This window comes from Paenibacillus sp. AK121 (assembly GCF_019042715.1).
Taxonomy (GTDB): Bacteria; Bacillota; Bacilli; order Paenibacillales; family Paenibacillaceae; genus Paenibacillus; species Paenibacillus polymyxa_C.
On the sequence record NZ_JAHPJM010000004.1, the window covers coordinates 354,724 to 374,769 of the forward strand.

Below are 20,046 nucleotides of genomic sequence, written 5' to 3' on the forward strand. Positions count from 1 at the left end.
GACCTTTTTATGCAGGACTTACACATGAGGCTCCCTTTTTGCGAACTCTTGTAATATACCTCTTATTTGTTCTACTAATATAGCAGATGCTTTTCTTGGGTGAACCCGTCATACATCTACGGGGTATGGGTATATTTAACGTTACGTAGCTTTAAAAAAGGCATACTTAGAAAAGGAGTTCCAGCGTAGTCCTTTCTAAATATGCCTGTAAATCTGTTGATCAAGCCAGCTTATGAGCTTTGTTTTCTCAACTGACCATAATATAAATCACTATAAAAGCCTTTGTGAGCCAGCAACTCCTCATGGGAGCCTTGCTCGTCCAGACGGCCGCCCTTTAAGACCAAAATCCGGTCAGCCTGACGAATGGTATTCAACCGATGCGCAATAACGAAACTTGTTCGGCCCTGCATGAGCCGTTCCAGTCCTTCCTGGATTTTCATCTCGGTAATGGTGTCGATACTGCTGGTCGCCTCGTCGAGTACCAGGATGGAAGGGTTGGCCAAAATCGCACGGGCAATCGCCAGCAGCTGCTTTTGACCTTGGCTGATACCGCTGCCGTTCGCTTCCAGCACCTTGTCGTACCCGTCCTTCATCCGCATGATAAAGGAGTGGGCGTTGGCCAGCTTCGATGCTTGTTCAACCTCCTCATCAGTGGCATCCAGCCTGCCAAAGCGGATATTTTCACGAATGGTCCCCTGAAACAGGAAGGTATCCTGTAGCACAAACGCCATACGGGAGCGCAAGCTTTCACGCTCTATGGTCGTAATGTCACGCCCGTCCAGTGTAATCGTTCCCTTGTCTGGGCTATAGAACCTGGAAAGAAGCTGGATCAGTGTCGTTTTTCCTGCTCCGGTCGGGCCGACCAGCGCGATCATCTCACCAGGTTTAGCTTCAAAAGAGATCGCTTCTAGCGTAGCGCTTCCCTCATCATAACCAAAGGAAACATCCGTAAACCGCACAGCTCCCTCTACATGCTTCAGCTTTACTGCGCCACGTTCATCCTTGGACTCTTCATCTTCGTCCAATATTTCAAATACACGCTCAGCTCCGGCAATGGCGGACAACAGTGTATTCCACTGGTTAGCCAAATCGTTCAGCGGTCTAGTAAACTGGCGAGCATATTCTACAAATACGATAATCGTCCCTATCGTAATCGAGCCGCGAATGGCCAAAATGCCACCGATCCCTGCTACAATAGCAAAGCTGAGATTATTCAGTCCATTCATCAGCTTAGGGATAAAGCCTGAAATCGTTTGTGCCCAGAAACCTGACAGCCGAATACGGTCATTACGCTCACGAAAATCACGAATAACCCTCTTCTCCTGTGAAAATGCCTTAATAATCTGCTGACCGGACAGCGTTTCTTCGATGTATCCGTTCAGCTCGCCCAAGTTCTTCTGTCGTTCCTTATATAAAGGCCCGGTGCGGCGTGTAATCCAGCGCATCCCGGCTGCCATTAACGGCACCACGATAAAGGTTAGCAGAGTCATTAGCGGGCTTAACCACAGCATCACTGTGAGTGTACCGATGAGCGTCAATATGCTTGAGAAAATCTGAATGGCCGAGCTGTTCAGCGTAGAACTGACATTTTCGATATCATTGGTCAGACGACTCATAATTTCTCCCTGCTGACGTTTGCCGTAGAAAGGAATGGGGAGTCGATGCAAATGTGAAAACAGATCGAAACGCATGCGGTATACCGTCTCTTGGGCAATCTCAATCATCCAGATATTTTGCAGCCAGGAGGTCAGCGAGTTCAGTAAATATACAGCCCCTAAACCTATGAGAAAATAAATCCACGTGCGTCCACCCGGACCTTCGAGAAAATCATCCACCGCTACGCCAACCAAATATGGTCCCAGCAGCGACAGCCCGGAGCTGAGCAACACCATGAACAGTACCAGCATTAGCTTGGCCTTGCGACGAGCCAGATAAGCCCATATTCGCCCTACCGTGCCAGACCAGTTCTTCGCTTTGGCCTTGCGTCGTCCTTCAGCACCTGCCGGGTTTCGCAGTACACCGGATTCCGGTGTAGGCTGACGGAACGGTTCAATGAGTTCCTTGAACATGCGACTCCTCCTTTCCGTATTGTGATTCATAGATACGCCGGTACAGATCCGAGCTATCCATGAGATGCTTATGACTTCCACTTGCGATCAGACGCCCCTCATCCAGCAGTAAAATCTGATCTGCTGATGCAGTCGAGCTGATCTTCTGCGTGATGAGAAATGTCGTGCAGGACAGGCCATCGAATGCATTCAGCAATGCTGTTTCTGTCCCCACATCCAGCGCGCTTGTGCTGTCGTCCAGAATCAGCACTGCCGGCTGGCGCACCAATGCGCGGGCAATCGAAAGCCGCTGCTTCTGTCCGCCAGACAGATTAACGCCACGCTGTCCGAGCATGGTGTCATAGCCTTGTGGCAAGCGTTCAATCATATGATGGATTTGCGCCATGCGTGCGGCTTCCTGAATCTGCTCCAGACTCGCATGCTCCAGCCCCCAGGCAATATTATCCCGAATCGAGCCGGTGAATAGCAGTACCTCTTGAGGGACATAGCCAATCGCCTCACGTAGTATGGAACCATCCAGTTCACGAGCGTCCTTTCCGTCAAAGCGCACATGACCTTCATCTTCTTCATACAGACGTGTAATCAACTGTACAAGTGAGGATTTGCCCGAACCAGTAGCTCCCATAATAGCGATTCGCTCACCCGGTCGTGCCTTAAAGGATATATCCTTTAATACAGCCAAATCACTGCCCGGATAATGAAAGCTCACCCGATCCATTTCCACCTGTCCCTCCATTCGTGTGTTCTGTGTTGGAACAGCCCCCAGCTCTCGCCCCTCTTCATTAGGTGTTTCCAAAACCTCTCGAATCCTTCCTGTGGATGCAGTAGCCCGGGAAAATACCACAACGATACCCGACAAGGCAGACAAAGCTCCAATCGTCCGCAGGGAATAATTGACGACTGCCACCACCTGTCCTACACTGGCATCTCCAGTGGAAATTTGACCGCGCCCAAACCAAAGTACTGCAATGATCCCTGCATTCATCGTAAACAAAATGAACGGTATCGTCGTTTCTGTCCAGCGTAAAGCGGACACTGTCCCTTTCATCAATTCGCTTCCATAATGGGCAAAGCGTTCAATTTCATGCCGCATTCGCACAAAAACCCGGATAAGCCGTATGCCTGTCAGATTCTCCTGAATTACTCCATTAACATCATCCAAGCGCCGCTGGACACCCTTAAACAAAGTGACAGTCCTCCGCATCGTCACCAGCACAAATACGAACAGCACCGGGGCCATAACCGCCAGTAGCAGCCCAAGCCTAAAATGTACAATCAAGGCCATCACAATACTGCCGATGACCACCAGCGGAACCCGTGTCATAAATCGCAAGCTCATAAACACCGTATCTTGTACTTGCGTGACATCTCCCGTCAGGCGCGTAATCAGCGACGAAGTAGCAAACCGTTTGAATACCGGATAAGAAAAGGATTGCACCTTTTGATACAGCTTTTCCCGCACATCATAGCCAAAACCCTGACTTGCATGCGAAGCAAAAAAGGAGCTCGATATCCCTGCCATAAAAGCGATAACGGCACTGCCCACCAGTACACCGCCCCATAACCAGACGACAGGCAAATTCTGCTGCCGAATGCCCTCATCTATGATTTTGGAGATCAAATACGGCTGCGATAACTCTACCGTCAATTCCAGCAACATCATCACGAGCGCCGCGATGGCTGGAACCCGATATTTTTTTAGAAAAGAGAACATCATCCCCACAAGTATTCCTCCAATTGCCTTAGCCGTCCTTCCAGATCAGCGTCTAATGGTTATATCAATCAAAACCTGCTGTAACACCATATATACGCACTTTATATAGCACTATATTTTATTATACCCTCCTGCAGGTCTTCGTTTAACCAGCAATTTGCAGGCTCCGGCTAAAAAAGACGCAAAAAAGAGAGCTCGTAAAATACAGCTCTCTTTCAAAAATACGAAATTCAAATCAGACTTTTTCGACCCTTACATTTTGGTAAAAAGCTTGCCCTCCAAATACATTAATGCCAAAATGCCCTGCGGCAAACGTACCATCTTCCAAGTCGATTACCTGTTCATCGTCTATCTCTATACGAAGGCGTAATCCTTTTGCTTGGATTTTGATATGATAGGTTACTCCCGGGAGTACAAATCTTGGAACCTTGGTCAGCACCTGTTGTTCCTCGAATCGCCCTTCTTTTTTATAAAAAAGGCGAATGGATTTCATGTTCGGATCCAAATTCAAATAATAGCCACTCGACCCGTCCGCATTGGCACGGAAAATCATGGAGCCAGCACTCCCATTTCCATCCAGCTTCATATCAGCCTCATACGTAAAATCTTTCGCCTGTTCAGAAGCCATATAATTCGCATCACTGATATAACTTCCGCGTATACCATCTGCCGTCACCATCCAGCGGGATGCAGAGACATCCGGCTTCCAACCTGAAAGGTTGGTATAAAACATCCCGCCGTGTACGGTAACAGAGGTACTTGCTCTTACCGTATCTCCCGGGATGGAGGCTGTAACAACGGCTTCTCCAAGGGAAAGTACCTCAACGATCGCGCTACCCTCATTTGACACGATCACCTTGACGACTGCGGGATTGCTGGATTCCCAATTCAGCAAATGTCCTTTTCTCCCGGAATGGTCCTCCACACTCGCATACAGACGTTTCGACTGTCCTTCCGCAAGCTCCAGCTGAGTGTAATCCATCATCAGTCTGATGGGTGAAGCCTCTGTAACCCTCCAGCTATTGCGTAGCGCATACACATGAAGAGAAACAACTTTTACTTCACCACCTTGGGTATAGAAGCTCATTCCTCTACGCGCCGAATCTGGAAAAATGAGATCAGAAAATACGACTTCCCCATGATTACCAAACACCTCAACTGATGATTCATCCACAAATATACGCATTTGAATCCGATTCCCGACGGGTGCCAGCAATGCTTCATGAAACATTGAAAACAGGGGAGAGAAATCGGCAAGCCCTGAATCAGCACGGTTTACAAACATCTGTTGTACATCTGTTTTATAGCCGACTGCCGTTCTTTGCTCACCGCCTTCCCGTACGTAAAACCCAAAAGTCGATGCCATCCCAACGGAAGGGAATTCGAACTCTGCTTCAATCTCATAGGCCCCCGCATTCAAGCCTTCCAGTATATTCGGAGAAGATTCCGTGATACTCTCATGGTCTAGTGAAAATAAATGGGAACGCAGCGAAGTCAGTTCGGATATCGGATGCTGTATCAAGCGGATACCTTCACGGGTCGTTTTTAGCGATAACTCTCTCGGGATGCTGAACTGCCCCTTCCAGGGCGAAGTCGGAAAGCTGAACGGGTAGTCCCAATTCGTCATCCATGCCAGCATGATACGCCGCCCGCCAGGTACATTGGTGAAGGACATCGAGGCATAGAATTCCTTGCCCCAATCGGTTTTCAGCACCTTCCCCGGCGGAAGATCATTTTGAAATTTTCCATCAGACGTCAGTTCACCGATAAAATATTCCGCATCCGAGCCTTGAGTGTTCGTGCTGGCTCCAGTGCTAATCATCAGCACCCATTTAGAGGTGTTGCCTTTGTCTACCGGAAGCGGGAATAAATCAGGACACTCCCATACCCCACCCCGTATATAATCACCGTAGCCAAAGTTATCCGTCCAGCTCCAATCTAATAAATTGGCGGAGGTAAAAAAACGGATATGGTCACCTCCCGACACGACCATAATCCAGCGCTGATGCGCTTCATCCCATACTACTTTCGGATCACGAAAATCCCAGTTGCCAGGATCGTTTTCACTTTGGCCCGGATTCTCTATTACAATCGAACGGTCTTCTGAGTATTGCCATGTCCGTCCCCGGTCTGTGCTGTAAGCAAGGCCAATTCTCTGGTTTCCCTTGGGCTGATCGGGATTATAGGAGGTGTAATACGCAACCAGTCCTTTCCCGCCATAGTCGCTGAACAATCCGGAAGTATTGGAGAGATCAGCTACAGCCGAGCCGGACCAGATATGGCCCAAATCATTCCACTTTAATGCCAAAGGAAGCCTTTTCCAATCCAGCAAATCCAGACTGACTGCATGTGCCCACTGTCCACCATCCTGATGGAACAGGTGATATTCCCCCTCAAAATAAACCAATCCGTTCGGATCACTGGCTGAACCTCTGGCAGGAGAATAATGATACTGCGGACGATATTTTTCTGTATAGTAATTCGAGACAGGGGTAAGGTAGAGATCCTGAAAATATGCCGTTCCCCCAGTTGCCTTTATACCTATAAAACCACTGGAATAACTGTTATCCACGATGTCAATCGCCGCAGGCGTGTAGCCATCTACAAACACGCGAATCCGCTCTCCATGTGCGATGATTTCCAAACTGTGTTTACTGCCCGATGTATCCAGATACGGCATAGCCGAGCTTGCAACCAACGTTCCGTTCGCCTTTTTCAGATGTACCCGAACCTGATGATCCTCACCTTGCACAGAAGCAACATATCCCTCTGTTCCCTTCTGATTCCCTCTGAAAAATAGTCCTGCTTCTATTCCCGGTTGAGAAGAATTCAGCGTCACACTGCCTTCCATCACCAGGTCAGCAGCTGCGGTATCGTATATTTTGAGCGCACCTTCCATACTTGTTTCCTCGGCTCTCTGCCCTTTTAGGTCCGGTTGCCATTTCCCACGGATTAAAAGCAGTTCACCTACATTCGTATCCATATCACTGACTTGAATGTTCTGAAATAATGCCGACCCATTCCAGACATTCAGTCCCAAATATCCTGATGCATACGTCATATCGACCACATCTATAATCGGGCGATAGCCTTCATCCCAGTACACTTTAAGATGAGGACCTTCCACCTTCACCTTGAGATGATAAATATCTCCTTTTTGTAATTCTACTGGCCGTTCCTCTTTGAGCCTTTCGATATCTCCAGCAGCATCCCGTAGCCGCACCAACCCGGCGGACGGCACAATTTGAAGCATATAGGAAAACCATCCATCCCTACTGGAACGAAATACCAGGGCAGCATCCGCCTGTAGGTCTGTGACCATTACATCTGCTTCAAAAGTAAAATCCTCAGACATGGTTGCAGACATAGCCATCACATTTTCCTGTGGCTCCGATCTTAGTAAAAGTCCCTGAACGTTATCTTCAATATGTCCCTGTCCTTTAATCTGCCAGTCCGTCAGGTTCGTTCGCGTGTTTGTGAGCTTTATCCTCATCGCCAATTTCCTACCTTCCAGTATGGATTATGAAGAAAATCTCATTTCAGCGCATAAAGCTCCAGCGAAAATAAAGTTACCTGCTCTTCCGATGGGAATATTTCAAGCCCCTTAGCTTCTGCGTCAGGAAATATTAAATCGGTAATGGCTACCTGTCCGCGATCGAAAAATACTTCAATAGACGAGCGATCCACATAGAGGCGGATGTCCATTCGATCTGGTAAGATTCCTAGTGAGGTCCCATGTCTGACTGCAAAGTCTTCATGAAAATCTGAACAGCCTGACCGTGTCCGGTCGACGTATACTTCCTGCGTGGCGGAAGTATAACCGACGAGTGTCTCTTGTTCATCCGATACCCGCACCTTAAAGCCAAAGTCTCCGGTAGTTGCAAATTCAGCCACAAGTTCGTAGCAATCCAGTTGCAGGGCAGACAATGCGTTCCGCACTTCCTCCCAAGATGGCTCTGTGAGTGACAGGACAGGAGTTCTTAATCCCTCCAGTTCCCGAACAGGGCGCTGAATAAGTGCCACTGTGCCCTTTCTCGTTTCCAGTGCGAGTTCACGCGGAATGGACATGGCACCTCTCCAGCGTTCCGTCGGGGTCTGATTGGCATATCTCCAGTTGCTCATCCAGCCCATAAACAGGCGTCGTCCGTCCTCTGCCGGGATATCCGACCAGCACACACCTGCGTAGTTATCTCTGCCATAATCGAACCAGCGGACTTTTTCACTTTCCACATCTGCCACAAATGTCGTCCCATCAAATTCACCCGTAAAATACTGTGTTCTCGACCCTTCCCGGATCTCCGGATGATCACCGATACTTACGAGCATAACCCACTTTACCTGTGACCTCTCCCCATTAACCCATAACGGAAATAAATCCGGACATTCCCACACCCCGTCATGGCTACCGATGCCGTGTCCAAATTCACTGGCAAACACCCATTCCTTCAGATTCGGAGAATGATAGATTCGAACCGTCTGACCACAGGCCAGCACCATCACCCACTGCTCTGTAGGCTCATGCCAGAACACTTTGGGGTCACGAAAATCAATGCAATGCTCATCCTCCAGTACCGGGTTGCCCGCATATTTAATCCAGCTTTCACCTGAATCTGTACTATAGGCGAGGCTCTGGTATTGGCGTATCTGATCCGTGTTTGGAAGCGAATAATGATGAGTGAAAATAGCTACCAAACCCGGCTTGCCTTCAAAAAAACCGGACGTATCCCGCTCATCCACCACGCCGCTCCCGGAAAAAATCGTTCCTAGCCCATCCGGCTCCAAAGCAATCGGCCGCTCCTCCCAGTTCACCAAATCAGTACTGACCGCATGCCCCCAATGCATAGGACCCCACGTTGTGCCGAATGGATGATGCTGATAAAACAAATGATAACGTCCTTCAAAATAAACCATTCCGTTCGGATCATTCATCCATCCGTTTTTCGGTGAAAAGTGATAGGATGGGCGGTATTTCTCTTGCCTAACAACGTTCATATATTCCATCTCCCTCGAAAAAAGAATTATTTACTTGCGTTTCTGTCATAGCCCGCCTGTTTGATTTGCAACCATTCCTGTAACCCCAAACTGTTCAGTTCCTGCAAATATTCCGGCCACTCCTCTTCGACCTTGCCATTCTGGTACCATTCCGTACGTTTGCGGAGAACGTAGGCGAATAGATCGGTTTCAATGGTCGATAAGCGGTCCAGCTCATCTATAGAGAAAAATACTTTAGGGTAATTATGATCTGCTTGCATATGGGGAACCATCACCTTTTTGAGCAAACCCAATCGCCATGTGGCATCTTCTGGCTGGGTTGTGTATTTTCCGTAGTATTCATCCAATACAGCTAACGGTCCGCCAATGTTCGTCTTTTGTCTGATTTCCACCGGAGCCGAGCCTTCCAGCGGCAGATGCTTCAACATTCCCTTTGCCTCATCATACTCAAAGATATTTTTCTGCTTCGTATCCCCATAAGTTCCCCAGTTGTTCTGTATGGACTGGATCGGATCATACAGCTGGTCAATCCACTTGGCGGTCGCTTCCAGCTTCTTATTGGCACTGGTGATTACCATGCGCCCGCGATCGAAGCCGATGCCATTCGTCCGTGTAACATTCACACGTCCATCCGGTCCAGCCAGCGGCGGCATGAGATCGTATTTTTTATTCGGGCCTGTAATATTAGCCTTATCCCATGTAAAGTACAGACCATAGCGGTGATCCTTCCCTTTGGCCAGATAAGTGTTCCAATCCTGCTGGGAAGACTCTATGTCCACCAGCCCTTCCTTGTATAAATCATGAATATATTTGACTGCTTCCTTATATCCGTCATCCGCTGCCGTAAAAACGACTTTCCCATCGTTCGTCACTACTGTATGATCCCAGTTCTCTCCAAGCCCAAACGCCCCGTATAAAAAGGCCAAATCCTCGCCGCCGGGTTTATCTATAAACGATAACGGAATCTCATCCGCCTGCCCGTTGCCGTTGGGGTCCTTTGTTTTAAAGGCAATCAAGACCTGCTTCAGCTCTTCGGTCGTTGTTGGCATGGACAAGCCCAGCTTGTTCAGCCACTCCACATTAATCCATGGCAAATCATCTACGGACTGGATCGCTTCTTTTCCTGTTCCCAATTCTTCAATCCACGGAAAGGAATAAATATGTCCATCTGGCGCAGTCAACATCGCTTTATATTCCGGGGATTGCTCCAATACCTTTTTAAAATTCGGCATATGTTGTTCAATCAAATCCTCCACCGGAATAATGACACCGTCTTTGGCCAGCTTGAGCAAATCGTAATCCGAGTAGCCCGCATCGAACACTGCATCCGGTAAATCACCGCTGGCAATAGCCAGATTCCTTTTTTCCACAAACTGATCACTCGTAAAATTCTTCCAATGAATATGAATGCCTGTTTTTTCTTCCAGCCGTTTGTTGATCAGCTTGTCGTTCGGGTCTGCCGGAGCGAGTGGAGAGCTTTGGGTTAAAAAGTTGAGCGTCACTTTTCCATTCACATCTGTTGCATCGCTCTCATTAGAGGAATTGCTGCTGCCGCAGCCGGAAAGAACTAAGATCGCCGCCAGTGCGGCAAATGAGGCAGTTTTGACTGTTTTCATCTGGATGACCTCCATCGGATAAAGGTAAAATGCACGTGTAGCAAATGAAGTTCCCGGCATCTTTTATTTTAAGGAGCCGACCATAACGCCCTTTTCAAAATACTTTTGGAAAAAGGGATACATCACAAGTAGCGGAAGACTGGAGATGACAATTGATGAATATTTGATCATTTCCGAAAGACGTTTCAGTTCTGCCATTGCCAATTGATCACTAATCATGCCAGGCATCGTCTGATTTTGGATCAGGATGGATCTCAGCACCAATTGAAGTGGATGCAGCTGTGCATTATCCAGATAAATCATGGCATCAAAATAAGAATTCCACTGACCGACAAAGGCATATAGCGCAATGACAAAAATAATGGGTTTGGACAGCGGGAGCACGATTCTGAAAAATATGGTCCAGTCCGAGGCTCCGTCCACGTTGGCAGCTTCTTTTAATTCATTGGGTACACCTTTAAAGAATGTTCGGGCCAAAATCAGATCCCACACATTGATCGCACCGGGAAGAAGGATGGCCCATACGGTATCCAGCATCCCTAAATTTTTGACCAGCAGGTAAGTTGGAATCAGCCCTCCACTGAAAAACATGGTGATGATAAACAATGTCATAAAGAAATTCCGCCCTACCAAGCTGTTCACCGATAAGGCATAGCCAGCACAAATCGAAACCGTCACAGAGATCAAGGCGAAGCATGAAGAATAGAACACCGAATTGGCAAATCCACGGAGCATCGCCGGGTTGGACAAAATTTTCCGATATCCCTCCACACTCCAATCCGAAATACGGAAGGATAGCCCTTTGCTTAACAAAACGGTCGGGTCCATAAACGATGCTATAACGATATAACCTAAGGGAACTACGATAATCAATACAGCTAGAGTGAGCACAATATAATTCACACCTAGGATGAAGCGGTCCAGATTAGAATGTTTGACATGCATAAAGAGGCTCCTTTCCTAATAAAGCCCTTCTCCCTCATTGAGCTTCTTGACGATAAAGTTAACGGTCAGCAGCAAAACCACATTAATCACCGAGTTGAACAGCCCGACCGCTGCAGAATAGGCGTAATTGCCGGATTGCAAGCCGACTTTATACACATAGGTAGGAATGATTTCAGAAGTAGGCAAGTTCATGGATGTCTGCATGAGATACGCCTTCTCAAACCCGATCGACATGATTCCTCCTGCTGCCAAGATAAAAACAATCGCCATAATGGGTTTAATCGTCGGCAAATCAATATGCCATATGCGCTGAAGCAGGTTGGCTCCGTCCAGACTTGCTGCATTATGCAGCTCGGGATCAACATTAGCTAGCGCAGCTACATAAATGATTGAAGACCACCCCGCCCCCTGCCAAATTCCAGACAGGATATAAATCCAGCGGAAATATTCAGGCTCTGTCATAAAGATCACAGGGTTGCCGGTCACCGATGCAATGATTTGATTCAGGGGTCCTGTCGGGGACAAGAAAATAAACAGCATACCCACGATGACAACGACCGAAATAAAATTAGGGGCGTACAAAACAAGCTGGATATTCTTTTTCAACCCCGCCTTGCGGATTTGATTCAGCATGACCGCCAACAGGATCGGTACAGGAAATCCGAGTACAAGCCCGTAGAAGCTCAGTTTCAGCGTATTAAAGAAAATATCTGTAAAATTAGGCGAGTCTAAAAATTTAGTGAAGTATTTCAGTCCAACCCAGTCACTTCCCCAAATCCCCTTGAGCGGGCTAAAATCCTTGAAAGCAATAATCGCCCCGTACATCGGAACATACTTGAAAAGAATCGTAAGAATCAGCGCAGGCGCCAGCAGTACGTAAAGAAAATAGTTCTTACGAATATAGTTTAATTTACTGCGAATGGTCCTTTGCTCCCCCAGTGCGACATTTCTCTGAGCTGCCTTAGCCAAGTTGGCCATTTGCCTTCCCCCCATCTGTAATAGCCGTCTGTATAATACAATTGAAAAGGCTTACAATTTTCATCTTCAATTTACCAAATTGATTTATCATCGTCAATAACTTTTGTAAAATAAATTATTTACATTTGACCAAAATAATATTGTCAATTTGAATCTTTGTAACAAAAAATAAAATAATCATACCCAATAATCCAAATATGAAAGTTCCCCATTCACAATGACCGCTTCACTTATACGGCACTGATCTCCCCTCTCTATTTCAATGAGCATTTTTTTATCCAGCTTATATAAACTTGAATTTCAGTTCATTTTTTGATCCGATGAAGATAAATATAGGCTATTAAGCAAACTTCACAAATGTAAAAATAATTTAGTCATTTGTAATGTTAACATTGCTATTTTATGCGAACTATTATACATTTAGGATACATTTTAGGTCTGAACGGAGAGCTGGCAGAGGCAACTGTACCTCTCAGGCAATCCATTTATTAAGTGAAGGTGGAACCAGTCTATGAAGAAAGAAAAAGTCACCATTCAAGACATTGCTGACGCTTTGGGAATCTCCCGAAATACCGCATCCAAAGCGATTAACGGTAGTGACAGCATCCCGGTTGATACTCGGAACAAGGTCATTAAAAAAGCGATCGAACTCAAATATAAGCAATTTGCCTATGTGGAAACAGACAGCATTATCCCTAAGAACCAAGGTAACATTGCCCTGTTTACATGCAATCTGCCAAACAGCTCGCATTTTGGCTCCTTGCTGATCAGTGGGCTGGAAAAAAGAATAAGTGCAGAAGGGTATAATTTGTCGATTCATATTGTGCGGGAAAACGAAATCCAAGCGGGAACACTTCCTAATAATTTTGAAGCCTCCAAGGTTGACGGAATCATTTGCATTGAAATGTTCGATCCACAGTATAGTGAGCTCGTTACGAGTTTGGGACTGCCCACAATTTTTATTGATTGCTCGGTGGACATTTTTTGTCCTGATTTGAAAGCGGATTTATTGTTGATGGAAAATGAACATAGCGTTTATTCTGTTACCAAAAGCCTGATTAATCGTGGATTTGCGCGGATTGGTTTTGCTGGGGATTATAAACATTGCAAAAGCTTCAACGAGCGGTGGGTTGGATATAACCGTGCTTTAATCGAAGCAGGCCTAAGTGTGGATTTATCTTGCTGCATCGTTGATCAGGACCGAAATTTTTTCTCCGAATCGGATTGGATGGATAAGCAATTGGAGGGTATGAGCGCGCTTCCGTCCGCGTTCGTATGCGCCAATGATTTTATCGCCGTCAGTGTCATGAAAGCGCTCAAAAATAAAAACTTGAAAATCCCTGAAGATATTGCTGTGTTTGGGTTTGATAACGCTCCTGAATCCCGGATTGTGGAGCCTCATTTATCCACTGTGCATATCTACAACAACGAAATGGGGATTACGGCGGCTGAGATGCTATTGGCACGGGTCAAAGATCCTTCCAGACCTTATCAGATTACGCATATCAGAACAGAGCCGATATTTAGAGAATCGACTCCGACATTGCAGTAGCTGGTGAGTGTAAAAGAGGTATTCTTGCGGGGCTCCGCGAACGGAACGTTGCTCCAATCGCTGTTGTATCTGGATTTTATTGAATAGCTTAGTGGTAAAAATCTGGATACAAAGGCGACCCTGACGCTTTTTCGCAATCGTTCCGTCCTCTCCACTGCTTTCAGCACTCTTCAACTTTAATAATACAAAATGGCAAGCCTCTAAATCATCAGAGACTTGCCATTTTTCTAAGTCTATTAAACTGATGGATGCGGAGATAGAGTCTTAGTCTTCAGCTAGTCGTTTATAGACCCTCTGCTGGAACTACAGGAACTACTGGAGTTGCTGACTCTCCCTCTATTTTCTTCGCTCCTATTTCCGTTTCATCAACTTTCGTTTCATCGATGCTCGTTTCTTCAACTTTCATTTCATCGACTTCTTTTTCATCTACCTCCGTTGCCTCTACCTCATCCGCTTCGTCACTGCTCTCTTCATTCATCAAGGCTCTTGGTGTGTAGAGCTTGGGAATGGGCACGTTCGCCCAATCCATATCGGATGCAAAGTAAAAACTTGTGTAGGACGGCTGGTTATAGCCGGTATTTTGACGCGCCACATCCGCACGATACTGCGGGTCATGCATCAACGTGTACAATTTATGCGTTGTGGGCTTGGTGCTCAAATAGATACGAATCGCCGAGCTATCCGCTGTACGGACAAGCATTTCCTCACGCCAATCTCCGTAAATGTCAGCGACCAACGATGGCGTTCCTTTGGTATAATTGTTCGTTTTGGTGCCTGATGCGGTTAGTATTGTGCCTCGTTTCCAATCTTCAATGGTTGGGGTTACGTCGATCGCCCCGTTCACGATTTGTGTGGTCATATCAGCCGCCCATTTGATACTCATATTGGTACCCGGCATCTTCGTATCCAATTGTTTGCCCGCAGCGGTCCACAAGCCTATGGCCCAAGTCTCCAGTCCTCGCTGATCCGGGTCTATGTCACCGACCATCCCACGGCCTGTATCCTTGCCGGAATATCCACCGTAGAGGACTTTGCCCGTTTTGGCATCCCGCAGCGAATAACCATAAGGAGCATAGGTGCCGCCTTCATGCACCATAAAGATTTCTTTTCCTGGCCGATCAGGGTCAATATCGGTCACATGCAGCGCGTCGCCGTGTCCCAATCTGGCGGTTTGGCCCGGAATTGCGCTTTCAGGAGGCATAACATCAAATGAGCTGTACAGTAGGCTACCATCATGGTCAATCGTGGCGGAGCCATATACAATTTCGTCTTTGCCATCTCCATCCACGTCTGCCGCACTCAGCGAATGTGCTCCTTGTGTAGTCAAAGTGCCGAATTTCGGGTCCGTTCCATCCCGTCCGTGTGGGCTATCATTAAACGGATTGGTCATCGGTGCCCAACCACTGTCCACCATCCAATGTTTTTGGAGATGACGACCATCCCACGTGTAAGTGACCAAGGTGGAACGCGTATAATAGCCACGTGCAAATACGGCATATGGTTTACGTCCGTCCAGATATGCTACCCCTGCCAGAAAACGATCCACGCGGTTAGCAGGTTCAATCCGGGCCATAGCATAGTCTCCCCACATAAGACCGTCGTCATGGCGCTCTGGCTCATAGCGAATCGTCTCCAGCTCAGTCCCCGTTTTTCCTTTGAAAATGGTCAAATACTCCGGCCCATCCACAATGAAGCCTTCAAATTCTCTCAGCTTGTTTTTGTCGCTCCGCGCAGGAGCATACACATCCATAAAGTAATCCGTCAGGCTTTCCGCATCCTTTCGGGATAACGGGTAGCTGTATTTTGGAGCAATACCAAAACACTCCTCCAGCGTAGCAGGCCACTGCCCCTTGATCACTTCTTCATGCTTCGTCCAGTTCATAAATATGTTCACTACATGCTCATAATAATCCGTGCGGCTCAAACGATAATCATCCTTATGTGTAATTCCAGCTTTGCGATCCTCACGGGGCAGGGTAATATATTTTTCTTTTTTGGGTTTGCCCTTTTTATCAAAAGTAATCGTTTTGGTCCCTGGAGCCGTCTTGAACATCAGCTCGGCTTTGCCATCGCCGTCAAAATCATACACCATCATCTGTGTATAGTGCGCACCTGAGCGAATATTCACACCGAGGTCAATTCGATACAGTAGCTTGCCCTCGAACGTATACGCATCGACATACGTAATTCCGGTATACCCCTTCTGAGATACGTCTTTAGAGTTGGATGGGTCCCATTTTACAAAAAATTCATATTGGCCGTCTCCGTCCACATCCCCCACACTCATATCGTTGGCCGAATACGTATAGGATTCACCTGCGGGTGTTACGCCATCAGCAGGCTTTTGCAGAGGAAGCTCATAATAACTCTGCTGCCATGGCTTCACTTTGGCACTGCGATCCTTCTCTTTCCCTTTAACGACTGAAGCGACCCTGTACACCGCATTTCCGGTTCCTTCCTTATCCAGATAATTGGTGCTGTCCGTCACCGTTGCGATTTTCTTGCCATCACGGTATACGTTAAAGTCCGCTCCTGTCAGCCCTGTTGAACCGTAGCCGTTCACTTCTTGGGCCAATAACCGCCAGCTTAAAAATACCCCCTCTTGCGTCGCCGCAGCCACCAGTCCGCGATCCAGCTTTTCCAACTGAATGCTGCCGCTACGATTCTGTTCTACTGGGATTGATGATTCTGCCTGCAGCGTGGGTTCGGACAAGTCTTCCGCAGCCACTCCCCCAGTCGTACCCGTCATCGCCAGCATTGCTGCCAACGTGGCGGTCAAGGTTCCCTTTCGCCATGCGCCTTTCCTTTGAGCCATCCAATTCGTCCTCCTCAATTGTATTGTGATGACAAGCAAACACCCAAAATGATTGCGCTTACATAATTTAAATTCCTTATTATTATAGTTTTGCCGTTCCTCCAAACGCGTTTAAATATCCGTGCATTTCTCTACACAAATCCGTGTTGTTGTTCGTTTCAATTAAAATGTCCCCATTAACCACTACTAACAGTCCATTTCATGAAACGACCATGTTAGTTGAAGTGGGCATATCCGAATATCATAAGATGATAAAATGGACGAGCTGTGATCAAAACATACATACCTATCAAGGTTTCACAAAAATAATGTCACAAAACGCCCCGTTGCGATTGTTATATAGACATAAATACAAGGAGGTGAGCTCTTGCAGGCAACCATCCCCGGGGATCAACAGGATAAACACAGCCAGATTGAGCTGGCCGTAGAGCGCGTCAAGGCTGGTGAACAGCAGACTTACGAAATCATTATTCGACAATTCGAGCGGCAGATGTACACCTACTGCTTCTATATTTTGAAGAATCATGAAGCAACAGAGGACGCTGTTCAGGACATTTTCATCAGAGCCTATGAGAATCTTCATCAATACAGCAGACAAACCAGCTTCTCGGCATGGCTATACAAAATGGCCTACCATCACTTAATGAACATCAAAAAGAAGCACAGCCGCTGGCTCAGACTGGTTCAACAAGTCAAGGAACAAGATCCAATCGTCCAAGTATCACCTTATAAAAGCGTAATTGAAGAACTGCTGACTTATCTTACACCGGAAGAGCGTCATATTCTGCTGCTGAAGGCTGTTGAGCAATACAGCTTTGAGGAGATTAGCAACATCATGGGTTTGAAGTCGGCAACCATCCGCAAAAAATATGAGCGGCTTCGGCGCAAGCTGCTGGACCACAGAAGCAAAGGAGGACTTGTTAATGGACAAACGCCCAACACCACCTTATGAACGCGAAATGGACCAGTTGGAGGATTGGATCAATGAATCAGTCATGCCCAGAGGCAGTATGAGTGATCAAATTATGAAGGAGATTGAAAAAAGAGCCATGCAAAGAAAGACGACGAAATCGAAATTTGCAAAACGGGCTGTTCTGGCGGCATCCGTAGTTGGCATATTAGGGACAGGAGTGGTAGGCGCCGGGTTTGTATCACCCACGATGGCGGCCACACTCAAGCAAATTCCCGGAATTGGCAGTATTTTTTATGGATTGAGCTCGGATGAAATTCAGACTGCTGTAGATAAGGGCATTCTCAGTCACCCTAATGAAACTGTGTCTCATGACGGGATTACACTGACCTTGAGTGATGTGCTGTACGACGGTACACGCCTGTCCTTCTCTATTGAACGTCAAGGCGAGAATATGCCGGAAGGCTCTGTGAGTCCCTATCTGCCTACAGATGTCAAAACTGAAAGTAACGATAAGGAATGGTTAAAGAAGCATAAAGTGCCTGAGAAGAATCAGCTTAAGGGGTACTTTAAATACTTCCCCGAAGTCTTGATTAATGGAAAAAAAATAGACTCTCACCTAAACTCGTATGGTGATGATCCGGAAAAAAAGAATTCAGTCGTAGGGGAATTCATGAAGTTGGACTCCCTGCCGGACGAGTTTGAGTTGACGATCAGAACTTCGATGACGGGTGTTGATGAACCCTATGAATTCAAGGTTCCGGTGAAAATAGACAACACCATGATTACTGTCAAGCCGAATGAGGCAAAAACCACCGGCAACTTCAGCTATACCGTGAAGGAGCTGAAATCCACCTCAACAACGACTCGGCTGGTGCTGGACAGTAAAGGTGAAGTGCCTGCTTCTCCGGAGCAAACGGGAGAGTATGCGCCAACGATGATGTATTACGATATTGTGGATGATCAGGGCGACATTCTTGAGCAGCGCCAATTCGGTTATTTTCACAGCAAGCCTAAGACAGAATACCATGTGGATGAGCTGTATGATGCTCTCAAGCCGAATACGAAATACGTAACGATTAAGCCATTCACCTTGACCGTCAAGCCGGCTGATTGGAGTATTGTCGGTGAAGGCATGGGATCTGACGGCAAGCATAAAAGAGGAGATAAAACGTACATCAAGGAACTCGAAATGAAGATTCCCCTGAATAACTAATCACCAATTTTTTAAATACATGAATTTCATTTCATGAGAGGAGAACATATCTAATGAAACAAACAAACTTAAAATTAACATTCCTAAAACGGGTATTACTTACAACTTCGGCTTTCGCGATAATAGGAACAGGAGCAGCCATACCAAAAAACATATCCCCCATTGCAGCAGCCACTAGTGACGCGAAATCCGCGCAAGCCGCTTCTTCCAATCTGAGCCTAACGCAGGACGGGGTTACACTGAAGCTTGGCGATGTGTTTTATGATGGCACACGCTTGTCCTTCTCCATCGAACGTGAAGGCAAAAATTTACCTGAGGGAGTCATGAGCCTGTACCTCCCAGTAGATGCCAAGGCCAGTAAAAGCCTCAAGAAGTATATGGTTCCTGAGAAAGATCAAAAGAAGGGCTATATCAAGAGGCCTCAAATTCTGATTGATGGGAAGGCATTTAAAGGCCTTGGCTCGTTCGGAGACAAAGTATCTCAAAAGAACGCCGTAGAAGCTGAATACAATCAGTTGGATGCACTTCCAGACGAGTTTGAAATGACTATCCAGGTAGGGGTTACCAGAATCAGCAAGCCTTTTGAGTTTAAAGTCCCTGTTAAAAAGGACGGTAATATGGTGAGTATCAAGCCAAATAAAACCCAAAAGAGTGGGGATTTCAGTTATACAGTCAAACAGCTCGATATTGCCTACCGTACAACCCGGCTGGTGCTAGACAGCGAAGGTCAAGTGCCTGCATCTACCAAGCAGACAGGAAAGTACGCTCCATCCATGATGTATTATGACATCGTAGATGATCAGGGGAAAACGCTTCAGCAACGGAGAGTCGGCTTCTATCATAGCAAGCCTAGAACGAAGTATCATATTGATGAGCTGTACAGTGCTATAGGCAGCAAACCCCAATATGTGACGATCAAACCGTATACATTTACAGTCGATCCCTCTAATTGGAGTGTTGTCGGTCAAGGCAAGGGAGCCGACGGGAAATATAAAAACGGAGATAAAACATACATTAAGGAACTCGAAATGACCATTCCCGTGCCAGCCCAATAACATCGATGCAAGAAGCGAGCAAGCCTGAAAGAGAATCCAGGCTTGCTCGTTTTGTTTACTTTACGTTAAGCCATTCCTTCCCCTGCTTACTTTACTGATTCTACTGGTTATACTAGTGCTGAAGTGGCTTCAATTATCCGCTCACATTGCACCTGCACAGTAAGGGAGCATCGGTAAAAAAGCT

General features: G+C 46.7%; 12 protein-coding genes. 4 read left to right on the plus strand and 8 right to left on the minus strand.

Annotation, left to right across the window (positions count from 1 at the left end; translation table 11 throughout):
* Nucleotides 1–230: 230 nt before the first annotated feature.
* The 7 genes from KSP24_RS10440 to KSP24_RS10470 all read right to left on the minus strand — a co-directional run bounded on the left by KSP24_RS10440 (nucleotide 231) and on the right by KSP24_RS10470 (nucleotide 12,314).
* Nucleotides 231–2,069, minus strand: coding sequence for an ABC transporter ATP-binding protein (locus tag KSP24_RS10440; protein WP_216975081.1), 1,839 nt, complete (start codon nucleotides 2,067–2,069; stop codon nucleotides 231–233).
* Nucleotides 2,050–3,786 (minus strand): ABC transporter ATP-binding protein, encoded by a 1,737-nt coding sequence (locus KSP24_RS10445; protein ID WP_216975107.1) that lies wholly within the window; start codon nucleotides 3,784–3,786, stop codon nucleotides 2,050–2,052. Before KSP24_RS10445 ends, KSP24_RS10440 begins: the two co-directional genes overlap by 20 nt.
* 232 nt (nucleotides 3,787–4,018) lie before the next feature.
* Nucleotides 4,019–7,276, minus strand: a complete 3,258-nt coding sequence (locus KSP24_RS10450; protein ID WP_216975082.1) for a glycoside hydrolase family 32 protein — start codon at nucleotides 7,274–7,276, stop codon at nucleotides 4,019–4,021.
* 41 nt (nucleotides 7,277–7,317) lie between these two features.
* Nucleotides 7,318–8,775: a glycoside hydrolase family 32 protein gene (locus tag KSP24_RS10455; protein ID WP_216975083.1), complete on the minus strand. Its 1,458-nt coding sequence runs from the start codon at nucleotides 8,773–8,775 to the stop codon at nucleotides 7,318–7,320.
* Nucleotides 8,776–8,801: 26 nt separating this feature from the next.
* Entirely contained in the window at nucleotides 8,802–10,391 is a 1,590-nt protein-coding gene (locus KSP24_RS10460; protein WP_216975084.1) for an ABC transporter substrate-binding protein, read from the minus strand.
* 63 nt (nucleotides 10,392–10,454) lie between these two features.
* Nucleotides 10,455–11,336 (minus strand): carbohydrate ABC transporter permease, encoded by an 882-nt coding sequence (locus tag KSP24_RS10465; protein ID WP_013369666.1) that lies wholly within the window; start codon nucleotides 11,334–11,336, stop codon nucleotides 10,455–10,457.
* A 15-nt stretch (nucleotides 11,337–11,351) separates the two neighbouring features.
* The gene (locus KSP24_RS10470; protein ID WP_216975085.1) at nucleotides 11,352–12,314 is read right to left on the minus strand and encodes an ABC transporter permease; all 963 of its coding nucleotides are present in this window, start codon (nucleotides 12,312–12,314) and stop codon (nucleotides 11,352–11,354) included.
* Between the two features lie 511 nt (nucleotides 12,315–12,825).
* Here KSP24_RS10470 and KSP24_RS10475 point away from each other — a divergent pair.
* Nucleotides 12,826–13,866: a substrate-binding domain-containing protein gene (locus tag KSP24_RS10475; RefSeq protein WP_058829035.1), complete on the plus strand. Its 1,041-nt coding sequence runs from the start codon at nucleotides 12,826–12,828 to the stop codon at nucleotides 13,864–13,866.
* Between the two features lie 283 nt (nucleotides 13,867–14,149).
* Here KSP24_RS10475 and KSP24_RS10480 read toward each other — a convergent pair whose 3' ends face one another.
* Entirely contained in the window at nucleotides 14,150–16,681 is a 2,532-nt protein-coding gene (locus KSP24_RS10480) for a rhamnogalacturonan lyase (protein ID WP_216975086.1), read from the minus strand.
* Nucleotides 16,682–17,048: 367 nt separating this feature from the next.
* Here KSP24_RS10480 and KSP24_RS10485 point away from each other — a divergent pair, with 367 nt between their 5' ends.
* The 3 genes from KSP24_RS10485 to KSP24_RS10495 are packed head-to-tail and all read left to right on the plus strand — an operon-like array spanning nucleotide 17,049 to nucleotide 19,862.
* The gene (locus KSP24_RS10485; protein ID WP_216975087.1) at nucleotides 17,049–17,633 is read left to right on the plus strand and encodes an RNA polymerase sigma factor; all 585 of its coding nucleotides are present in this window, start codon (nucleotides 17,049–17,051) and stop codon (nucleotides 17,631–17,633) included.
* Nucleotides 17,605–18,807 (plus strand): DUF4179 domain-containing protein, encoded by a 1,203-nt coding sequence (locus KSP24_RS10490; RefSeq protein ID WP_216975088.1) that lies wholly within the window; start codon nucleotides 17,605–17,607, stop codon nucleotides 18,805–18,807. Before KSP24_RS10485 ends, KSP24_RS10490 begins: the two co-directional genes overlap by 29 nt.
* Before the next feature lie 53 nt (nucleotides 18,808–18,860).
* A complete protein-coding gene (locus KSP24_RS10495; RefSeq protein WP_216975089.1) occupies nucleotides 18,861–19,862 on the plus strand; it encodes a DUF5643 domain-containing protein in 1,002 nt (333 codons plus the stop codon).
* Nucleotides 19,863–20,046 lie beyond the last annotated feature (184 nt).